General features: G+C 50.2%; 1 rRNA gene. It reads left to right on the top strand.

The window, feature by feature from the left end:
• Nucleotides 1-520 (top strand): 16S ribosomal RNA (locus tag NCY30_RS15015); the annotation flags it as partial.
• Nucleotides 521-588 lie beyond the last annotated feature (68 nt).

The following is a 588-nucleotide window of genomic DNA, read 5'->3' as shown; positions in this document are numbered from 1 at the left end:
TTTTCTTCGGAACATCGGTGACAGGTGGTGCATGGTTGTCGTCAGCTCGTGTCGTGAGATGTTGGGTTAAGTCCCGCAACGAGCGCAACCCCTATCTTCAGTAGCCAGCAGGTTAAGCTGGGCACTCTGGAGAGACTGCCAGGGATAACCTGGAGGAAGGTGGGGATGACGTCAAATCATCATGCCCCTTATGACCAGGGCTACACACGTGCTACAATGGCGTAAACAAAGAGAAGCGAACTCGCGAGGGTAAGCAAATCTCAAAAATAACGTCTCAGTTCGGATTGTAGTCTGCAACTCGACTACATGAAGCTGGAATCGCTAGTAATCGCAGATCAGAATGCTGCGGTGAATACGTTCCCGGGTCTTGTACACACCGCCCGTCACACCATGGGAGTCAGTAACGCCCGAAGTCAGTGACCCAACCGTAAGGAGGGAGCTGCCGAAGGTGGGACCGATAACTGGGGTGAAGTCGTAACAAGGTAGCCGTATCGGAAGGTGCGGCTGGATCACCTCCTTTCTAAGGAATAAAAGTAAGGGTTGTTATCTATTGTTTAGTTATTAAGGCTGTCAAAAGCTTAATAATGA

The sequence above is a fragment of the Dorea sp. MB18-49 genome (assembly GCF_023669465.1).
Lineage (GTDB): Bacteria > Bacillota > Clostridia > Lachnospirales > Lachnospiraceae > Dorea_A > Dorea_A longicatena.
Note: the sequence above shows the minus strand (reverse complement) of the source record. Positions and strands in the feature narration are given on the sequence as shown.